Raw genomic sequence first — 10,287 nt, 5'->3', positions numbered from 1 at the left:
TATTGAGATGCTTTGAGTTTTTTATAAATTGTCTATAAAACTTGTCCTAGTTTATAGTAATTTAATTTAACACGTTTTTTAGTTTCGAATTGATAATCAACTGCTCATAGTTTTCCATCAGTGAATTGAAGTGGTAATCCATTTGCAACTTTGTGTTTTGTAGCATAATAAATTTTGACTCTTTTGTTATCTAAAATAACATAAGCACCCGGATTCGATGAGAATGCTCTGATTTTATTAAATGCTTGTTCAACTGTTAAATCACTTGTTAAGAGTGCATCTTCTTTTAATAATTTTGGACTTAAAATGACTTTATCTTCATCTTGAACAATTTCCTCAAAATCACCTTTAACATAGTCTACAAGTCATTTTGTGATATTTTCAGTAGCTAATTTTGATAATTTTACAAACAATGTATCAGATGTGTCTGTATCTTCAATTGGAATTGAAACCATTTTAATAATGTTACCTGCATCCATTTGTTTTGTCATATACATTAATGAAAGTCCGGTTTCTTTATCTCCATAAAGAAGTGAATATTGAATAGGCGCAGCACCTCTATATTTAGGTAACAGTGAACCGTGAATATTAATTGAAGCTAATTTTGGAAGAGCTAAAACTTTTTCAGGAACATATTGACCAAAAGCACAAGTTAGTAAGATATCAAAATCTAATTCTTTAAGTTCGTCATAAATTTGTCCGATTTTTTCAGGTTGAAAAAGTCTAATGTTATATTTTTGAGCTAATAATTTTGTAGGGGTAGGTAAAAGTGCATAACCTCTATTTGCTGGTTTATCAGGTTGCGAAACAATTCCTACAACATCAAAGTTTTTGATAACTTCTTCAAAAATAGGAACCGAGAACTCGGGTGTTCCTGCTAATAAAATTTTTGTTTTATTCATTTTTCTCCTATCCGATTGAGATTTCCTTGTAAATTAGCTCTCTCATAACTTCAACAATTTTAGTGAGCATTTGTTCAGTTAATTTAGTTGTTGATTTACTATTTTCATTAATTTCTTTTAAGTGTGTAAACATTTTTTCAGATGTAAAGTATGTTCCAAAGAAAGTGATCTTATTATTGATTGATCTTTGTTCTAAAATTTCCATAATTACTGAATCTCAGAATCAAATACTTAAGTTTTTAAGTCCAATTTCATCTAAAACTAACAAATCAACTTCACTAAGCTGTTTTTTAATAAAATCAATGTCATTTGAGTTTTTCTTATCAAATGTTTTTTTGATTTCTTGGTCTAAATCATTTATATTAATGTAAGCAACAGTTTTGTTATCTAATGCAAAAGAATTTGCGATTCTTGAAAGTAAATTACTTCTTTGAGATTTTCTTACTCCAGAAATTAAAAGACCCTTCATTGATAGTTCATTGTGTTCTTTTAATTTAACTTTTAATTCTTCTATATATTTGTGTAAGTCAATATAGTCTTCATCATTTATAACTACATTTTCAATAACTTCATCATTAATTGGTTCACTGATGTCTGTGAAAATTAAGTGATTTTCTAATCTTAATTTTCTACCTTCATCATTATTTGCTATTTTTCTAACTAACTGCAATTTACCATTTTCATCTCTTAAAAAATAATTTCTAATAGGTAGATTTTTATCGATAGTTCTTTGTTTATAGTAATCAATTAAATGAACAAAATAATCTCAAATTTCCTTATCTGAGATATTTAATTCATCTATTAGTTGTGCTAATATTTCTTTTTTCTTGATATCAGCAATAATCTGTGCAGGTTCTATTTTCAAGTTTTTATCTAGAAAAATTCGTCAATCTAGATTTCGATTATTTTTTGTCATTAATTAAAGTCTCCAATTAATGTTTAAGAGCATTCTTGAAAGCTTCTTTTTCATGGAAAATTTTTTGTTCTTTTTTATCTTTAAATTTTCCATCAAAATAAGCTTCGATTGTGTCGAATCTCATAAGACCTGCATTTTTAATTTCAACCATCATTGAGTTTGCATGTTTAAATCACTCGTTAGGAGTTGAAGATTTTTCTTTAGAAATATATAAAACATAGTTAATGATTTTTGAATCAGTAAATTTGCTAATTCATTCATCTAATTTGTTTTCAATTTTTTCATTTCTGAAACCATATGAAATTGATTTATAGAAATCTCTTGTGCTTAATTTAATTAAAGCTTCATATTTATTTGAATATTTATATTCGTTTAATAAACTAATAGGCTCTAACATAGAAAAATCAACTGGTGCAAAATCAGCATTTTTTTGTCTTAATTTACCTAAATTAATTAAATTGTCAACAAATTCATTCTTTGGATATTGAGATTGCTCATTCTCATTATTAAATACATCAAAGAAACTTGCTGAAACATCTTGGATGTGTGGTGTTTCGATTATGTTTGATTTTTTCAATCTATTATTAACTTTAATTTTGAAGTATGTATCACCAATTTTAGATTTCAACATTTCTGAAATTAAATGGTTATTTTTAATACCAGCTGCATTAAGTGGTTTTTGAATACTAAAGATAGTGATTTTTTGTTCATCATCTCTTAAAGTATCAATTAATCCAACGGCTTCAAGTTGTAATCTAGCTTGATTTAATCTGTTTTCGTGCATATTTAAGAATGTAGTTAGAGTTAAAAAATCATAGCTACTTCTTTTGTATTTGCTATCTTTAACAATATCTAATAAATATTGGTAAAGAAAAACAGGGTCAGCACCTAAAAATGGACCGTAAAATTCACGTAAATTACTAAGGTCCTCCATTGTTATTTCGTTAACTTTTTCAACTGCGAAATATTGATAAATCATCGGTGCTTCCTCCTGTTTTTTCTTGTGTTTGAAAATTTTGGTACTCTAATTTTACTTACTTATTTTTTTAGCTCCAAAAATTCTTTTATTTTTTCTTTGCTATCTCTAATATTAATAGGGATATGCACAACCTTTTTTGATCTAAAAAAATCTTTTGCGTCTCAATTGTAGTTGTTTTGGTTGTCTAAAATTTCTTTTGTGAAGTTATCCACACCCCTAATTTTTAAGAATTTTGACCTATTTTCTTCATCTATTTGCATATGATAGACTGTAGAGAAAAAGATTGAAAAATCGACTATTTTTGTATATAAAATTGGTATTTCTACAAAATCGTACCGATTTGATTTAAGGTGCTCAAAAATTACTTCAAAAACATACTTTTCAAGTATTTTTAAGTTATTTGGATTTAAACTTACCCATTGTTTAATAAACGGTTTTCAAACTTGATTATTTTTGATTAAAAAACTACCGATTTTATTGTTAATTTTGTTGATAAAATCAGTATTTTTTTCATATAAATCATTTACAAATTCATCAAGATTTAATGTTTTATAACCAAATTCTCTTGCAGTATTTAAAAAGTAAGTTTTACCAGAGCAAATTTTACCTACTATTGCTATCATAATTTAGCATACTTTCTTTTAATCTAACTAATTCAAGTTCATCAAGAATAGACATTGCATTTTGTAGATTAAGTTTTAAAAAGTAGTTATCTTTTGATTTATTAAAATCCGGAACATTTGTATATAACTGAGCCATTTTATAACAGAATAGCCCTTGGTCATATCCTGATTCTAATTTTATAATAATTGATTTTGTAAAATTATCAGCTCAAGTATCTTTTTGTTCATATAAATTAATGAAACTTTTGTATTTGTCAAGAATACTGATAGCTGTTTTTTCTCCAATACCTTTAATACCTGGTAAGTTATCGCTGCTATCTCCTGCTAAACCTTTATAATCAGGAACTTGATTTGGATAAATTCGATATTCTTCAGGATAAATATCTAATGTTAATAAATCAAATTTATTTTTTTTAGGTCTCTTAATAATAACTGATGTGTGTTCATCAATTAATTGATGTAAGTCTCTGTCTTTTGAAAAAATAATTTTCTCTTCACCTTGAGCGACATTTTTAACATAAGTTCCGATTAAATCGTCAGCTTCATAACCGGTTTGCTCTTTTCAAGGAATTTCTAAAAGAGTTAACATTTCTTTAATTTTGTCCATTTGAACAAATAATTCACATGGAGCTGAAGCTCTACCACTTTTGTATTCATCAAAAGCTTCGTGTCTGAAAGTTTTTCCCTGACTATCAAAAGCTATAAAAATGTGTGTTGGATTAAATTGGTTGAATATTTTAAGAAGTTGATGGAAGAATAAGTTTATTGCATTAGTAGGGAAACCTGTTGAAGTTCTTAAAATGTCATTAGGATTTCCATAATATGTTGCATAAAATGATTGAAAACTTAAGTAGTTTCCATCAACTAATAAATGTAAGTTTTTCTTATCCATTATCTACCTCTCTTCAATCACTAAAGTTATAAAATCCTTTACTAATTTTGATTAAAATCAACATTTTTCTTGGTCTTGTATCATTAAGAATTTCAATAGCTCTATTATTAAAACCAAAAACTGTTACAGATTTTGTTGAATCTGTTACTGATAATCTAGGTCTACCTTTAGCATCCTTAGTCACTTTAGTTAACATAACTTCAATTCACTCATATTGATCTGTAAGCTGATCTAATGTTGATGTATTGTGTTTGTTTGAAATATTTGAATTTAAGTTATAAATGCTTCCTAATAATTGAGATTCATATTGAATTTGTTTATTTAAATCACTTGGTACGAGTTCAAATTCAATTTGCTCAATATTTTGCATTTTAATAAACTCTTGGAGTTGTTGTTTTTTGTCGCCTTCGATTTTCTTATATGAAGCGACAAATAAATCATTAAGTTGCTTGCAAATGATTAGTCCATTTAATAAAGTTTGCATTCCATAAAATTCTCTAAATGCATTAGCTTTAATAAGTGTTTCAATATTTGACTCAGTTACATTTCCTAAATTTCTTAATCTAAGATATGCAATTATAAAGTTTTCATATTGACCATTTTGATTTCTTTCTTCAAGTATTTTTTCAACAGCACTTTCACCGATTCCTTTAATCATATTGAATGGTAAATAAAGTTCATTGTCAACAATTTCAACCATATTTGATGAATTGTTAATTTCAGGTGATTGTACTTTTATGTCTTGCTCACTAGCTTCAACGGTATATTTTTTGATATTTTGCTGGTCTGATGATGAATTTGAAATTAACACTTTATAGAAAATAAGTGGGTAGTTTGCTTTATAGAAAGCCAACTTATATGAAATTAATGAGTAAGCAACGGCATGTGATTTATTAAATCCATAAGCAGCGAATTTTTCAATATTTGAATAAATTTTTTCTAATAAGTCTATAGAAATATTGTTTTGCAATCCACCTTTGAAAAATTCAGCTTTATAGCTATGTAATAGCTTTTCATCTTTTTTAGAAATTGCTCTTCTAAGTAAATCAGCTTGAGCAAAAGACATATTTGCAACTTGCTGTGCAATTTGCATAATTTGCTCTTGGTAAACAATAATTCCAAATGTAGGTTTAACAATTTGATCATATAGTGGATGAATTGTTTCGATTCTGTTTTGGTTTTGTTTATTTTTACCATATGTACCAATAAATTCCATCGGACCAGGTCTAAACAACGAAACAATTGCATAGATATCATCAAATGAATCAATTTTAACTTCCTTAATTGTTCTTTGCATTCCTATTGATTCAAGTTGAAAAATTCCATTTGTATGTGTGTTATTAAGTAATTTTTTAGTTTTATCTTCTAATTGAACTGAATAACTATTTCCTATGACTTTTTCAAAAGTCTGTTCAGGTTCTAATAAATCTTCAATTTCTTTAAGAATAGTTAAGTTCTTAAGTGCTAAAAAGTCAATTTTAATAAGACCGTATTTTTCTAAATGATTTAATGTAAATTGAACTTGTTGAATTAATCCATTATTGTAAATTGTGGGAATAAGCTTATTAATTTGTTGATCACAAACGATAATACCAGCAGGGTGTGTTCCGATTTGTCTTGGCAACCCCTCAATTTTTGAAGCATACTCGTGTAAGTTAGGATATTTATCTACATATGATCTATATTTTGGATTAGTTTTATAAGCATCAACAAGACTTAAGTCAGTTGACTTAATTGCATTACAAATTTTTTCAACTTCTGAAAGTGGTACATCTAAGTATCTAGCAACATCTCTGATGCTGTTTTTTAGTGCTAAAGTTTGAAATGTTGTAATTAGAGCAACGTTTTCTTCTCCATATTTATTTTTAATGTATTCTAAAACTTCATTTCTTCTGTTATCTTGAATATCAATATCAATATCAGGAAGAGAAACTCTGTCAATATTTAAGAAACGTTCAAATAGCAATCCAAATTCGAGTGGATTAATATCCGTAATTTCTAATATATAAGAAATAATTGACCCAGAAGCACTACCTCTACCAGGCCCTACTTCAATTTTATTTTTCTTAGCTCAAGCAATTGCATCTTGAATAATCAAAAAGTAGTTAATAAAACCTAATTTAGCAATAACAGAAATCTCATAATTAACTCTATTTACAACAACATCTTCACCGAATTTGTAAATAAGTTCTTTAGTTCTATCATTAATTAATAATTTTTTAAATTCTGCTGCTGCATTATCTGAAAATTTAGCTAATTTAATTGAATTATTAGGTTTAGAAACATTGCAATTTTGTGCAATGTATAACATATTTTTATATACATCTTCGTGAAGATCTTCTCAATCTTCTTCATCCAAATATTCATTATATGTTTGAGTTTCTTCGTTAACTGAACCAATTTTTTGAATAACTCTGAGGATTTCATTATCCTCAAAATTTAAAACTTTTTTAGCTGGTGCATAGACAGTTTGATATTCAAGTGGAGTTTTATTATTTAAATAAAAATTACTTAAATATTTATCAACTGCAATACCTTTGGATCTATGCCCTAGGTATTGATGGTCAATAATGAAAATATCTGAATTATCAAGTTCATAGTATGAAACTTCTTTACCTTCAGATTTAGCATAAATAAGTTGATTAATAAAAGCGTATCCATTATTGTTTTTAGCTAATACAACAACAGTAAATCCTTCTGATAAATCAAGCTCAATACCAATAAGCGGTTTGATATTAAACTTATCTTGCATATCTCAATAATATTGCAATGCATATAAGTTTTCTTTATCTGTTAAAGGTAAGAATTCTAAATTATTTTCAACTGCTAATTTAATGAGTTTTTCAACTCTGATAGCAGAGTTTAAAAATGAATATTCAGTATTTGTGTGAAGATATATTTTTTTCATATTTAAATTATATTTTTCTTTTATCAAACTAACAGAAAATAGCTGATTTTTTTAATTAAATATATCTACTAAATTCATAAAAATTTCATTAATCACCCTATTTTATGACACTATAAAAATCATTTTTCAGTTTTAGAATCAAAATGTGTAAGAAAATATGAAAAATATAGTTTTTTATAAAAAATTACATAAAAATAAGATATTGAGATTAATAAGGAGTACAATCTATATATATAGACATTTAAATTAAAATTAAAAGAAAATCAAAACAATTATTTTAGTAATGATGTTAAATCTAAAACTAATTACCAAATCGATAGAACAATTGAATTTTTAAATGAATTAATCGCCATTCTTAAATCTAATTAAAAAAATACAAGCAAATAATTACAGTTTCAGTTGTAATAATTGCTTGTATTTTTATTTTAATCTCTTGGAGCTGGTGTTATTTGCTCATTTTCTATCTTGTATTCATACTTTTCTGAATCAATTTTGTACTCATATTCATCAAGTTCTGGGAACTTAAGTCTAAGAATATACATAATAAGCTCGTAAACCATTATCATAGCTCTAACATCATTTTCACAGTACTTTTTAAGTTCAGGAACAATGTCATTTTCTCAATGTGAATCCCCAATTAGTTTTGCGTGTCTAATTTGGGCTTTTTCCATTGCCATAGTACCTTTTTGAATAACTAATTCTGAATAAGGTGTAATCAATGTTTTGAGTTTTAAATTGTTATGTGTAATGTATTTTTCAACTTTCTTAATGCTACTAAATCTTAGCAGTTCATTAATATAACAAATTCTATCTAATGCAAATGTTTCAATATCACTATTAATTAATTTAACTAATTCTAATGTTTCATTGCTTGTATTCTCTTTAAATACAATGAAATATTTGTCTGAAATTAACCTAGATTTAAGTTCTGTTGATGTTGATTTAAAAATATCATTTAAGTCAATTGCTAAATTGTTGATTTCATTAATTGCCTGTTTGAAGTTTCCTAATGTTTCAAAATGCAAGTGAATTTGCTCTTGAATTTTTTCATTATTATCTTTGTATTCGATTTCAATTAAATTAAGAAGCTCTTTGTTTCTTGTATTTTCATATGTCTTGTTATATACAACGTAACCTTTAGCATCTTTATCGTGAATTATCTTAAACATATATATTGTTTTCGATAAATCAAAGTTTTTTGTGTCTATGACAAAGTTCTCTTTGTAAATTTCTTTACCATTTTGAGTTTTGATAACTGATACCTGGTTAACGATTTGCTGATATGATGATGTACCAGTGATAACTGGATAGATTGATGAAAAACCTTCATAGTCATATCAAACAATTACTGAGTCTTTTAAGTGAATTTTAAAGATTTTATCAAGAGCCGCTTTAACATTTATTGCATTTATTTTTTCATATTTGTTAATTAGCTCAAGCACTTTATCTTCAGATTCTTTAGTTATTCTACCAAATGAATAAGGTATAAAATCTTTTCCATAAAGATATGCTCTAATAACTAATTTATCAGGTGATTTGAATACATCTGTAGGTATATTAATAAGAGAACTGTTTGAAATCTGTGAGTTTTTATATGCATTTATATAATCATTTAAACTATTCATTAATTCAAAATTGTCTTCAGCATCTTTGCTAAAACAATATCTAAATAAGTTGTAATCAATATTAGATAATTCGGGTGCTAAATAATAAGAATTGATGATTTTGTCAATGTAACTATCAAATGGATCATAATAAACATATGACTCAGGTGAACTTCCTTTCTTGTCTTTTGTAAAAAAAACACCATTTGATTTTTCAATTAATGAATTAACTGATTTATAGATATCGTGAGTTTCTTTTATTTGGTCTATAAATTCACTAAATGTCTTAATTACATTAGGCATTGCTACAAATTCTTCTAAATTAAGCCCTAAACTTCTATCGCAGTAATATCCTCTTTTAGCACTCAAAATAAAGGAATTTGAATTTTTTGTAAAGTTATTTAAGTAGTCTTGTTCATTTCAAGAATCATACAGTGAAAGTGCTCCTGATTTTAACAATCCGTGTTCGATTGGAGTGAATAAATTATAAAAATCATCTTCGCTCATTCAATCTAATTTATCAGATTTATTACTTGGTTTTGAAGGTGATTTTATCTTTGTCATTGCTGAAAAGACTTCATAAAAATCAATCTTATCTTTTTGTGTTAATCCAAGTTTATTAACAAATGGATTAATAATAATTTCGCTAATAGATTCAAGAGGAATATTTGCTTTCTTTAGTACGTTGTAGTTATAAAAGTTTTTTTGATATAAATCTTTCTTAGCTTTATCAACATATGATAAACCTACATATTTTTTAAGTTGTTTATCATATATAAGTGCTGATGAAGTTAAATAAAATACATCATTTTGATTCTCGATTTTATAAGCAAATACAGGTTCGATAATTACTTTGATTTTGTCATCATTTAAGTAATTAAGAGTTTGTTGTAATTTAACTTCTAAATTATCAATTTGTTTAATATAACCAACTTCATTTGGTTTATAGTTGTGTTTATTTAAATATCAGTTGTATGCATCCAATTTAAATTGCAAGAATTCAGAAACGTTAACTTTAATAAATTCAACTTGTTCGCTGTTTTCTTGTTTTGCAAAAATTGAATCTAATTCGTGCAAGAAATTATTGCTTCAAACAAGTTTGTCTGAATTTGTATCTAGTTCCATTTGCAAGTTTTGCTCAGACATAAATTCAGACACTTTATTTGCATCAATTGCATTTTCACTAGATTCATCCTCATCGTCATCTAATTCATCAATATTGCCGAATTTAATATTGCTTAAATAATCATCAATTGATACATTATATTTATCGAAATAAGCTGATTGTTTAATTCAATCAACTAAGTTATTTGAATGAAAAATAAGTAAAGGATTTTTAAAAAAAACCTTTAGAAAGTTGTTTGCAGTTATCTTAATAATATTTTTTTGCTCCATATTTACACCCCTTATTTTGATTATATCAAGTTGTCAATATTTGATTGCAACTTCTGTGTTTGAACCAT

7 protein-coding genes are annotated in these 10,287 nt (G+C 26.2%); all 7 read right to left on the bottom strand.

From position 1 onward, the window contains the following. Positions 1–32: 32 nt before the first annotated feature. The 7 genes from fmt to VBM86_RS02150 all read right to left on the bottom strand — a co-directional run bounded on the left by fmt (position 33) and on the right by VBM86_RS02150 (position 10,219). The gene (gene fmt, locus VBM86_RS02180; RefSeq protein WP_323189727.1) at positions 33–902 is read right to left on the bottom strand and encodes a methionyl-tRNA formyltransferase; all 870 of its coding nucleotides are present in this window, start codon (positions 900–902) and stop codon (positions 33–35) included. 7 nt (positions 903–909) lie between these two features. Beyond that, a complete protein-coding gene (locus tag VBM86_RS02175; protein WP_323189726.1) occupies positions 910–1,818 on the bottom strand; it encodes a hypothetical protein in 909 nt (302 codons plus the stop codon). 16 nt (positions 1,819–1,834) lie between these two features. Next, positions 1,835–2,797, bottom strand: a complete 963-nt coding sequence (locus VBM86_RS02170; RefSeq protein WP_323189725.1) for a hypothetical protein — start codon at positions 2,795–2,797, stop codon at positions 1,835–1,837. Between the two features lie 59 nt (positions 2,798–2,856). After that, positions 2,857–3,420: a hypothetical protein gene (locus tag VBM86_RS02165; protein WP_323189724.1), complete on the bottom strand. Its 564-nt coding sequence runs from the start codon at positions 3,418–3,420 to the stop codon at positions 2,857–2,859. Then, positions 3,401–4,312 carry a 5'-3' exonuclease gene (locus VBM86_RS02160; RefSeq protein WP_323189723.1) on the bottom strand — a complete coding sequence of 304 codons (912 nt, stop codon included), beginning with the start codon at positions 4,310–4,312 and terminating at the stop codon, positions 3,401–3,403. Before VBM86_RS02160 ends, VBM86_RS02165 begins: the two co-directional genes overlap by 20 nt. Further along, positions 4,305–7,220 (bottom strand): DNA polymerase III subunit alpha, encoded by a 2,916-nt coding sequence (gene dnaE, locus VBM86_RS02155; RefSeq protein ID WP_323189722.1) that lies wholly within the window; start codon positions 7,218–7,220, stop codon positions 4,305–4,307. The genes VBM86_RS02160 and dnaE overlap by 8 nt, the downstream gene beginning before the upstream one ends. A 425-nt stretch (positions 7,221–7,645) precedes the next feature. Continuing rightward, on the bottom strand, positions 7,646–10,219 hold the full coding sequence (locus tag VBM86_RS02150) for a UU173 family protein (protein WP_323189721.1): 2,574 nt from the start codon (positions 10,217–10,219) through the stop codon (positions 7,646–7,648). Positions 10,220–10,287 lie beyond the last annotated feature (68 nt).

Origin of the sequence: Mycoplasma sp. 21DD0573 (genome assembly GCF_034863425.1) — a bacterium.
In the GTDB taxonomy this organism is placed as follows: Bacteria; Bacillota_I; Bacilli_A; order Mycoplasmatales; family Metamycoplasmataceae; genus Mycoplasmopsis.
Note: the sequence above shows the minus strand (reverse complement) of the source record. Positions and strands in the feature narration are given on the sequence as shown.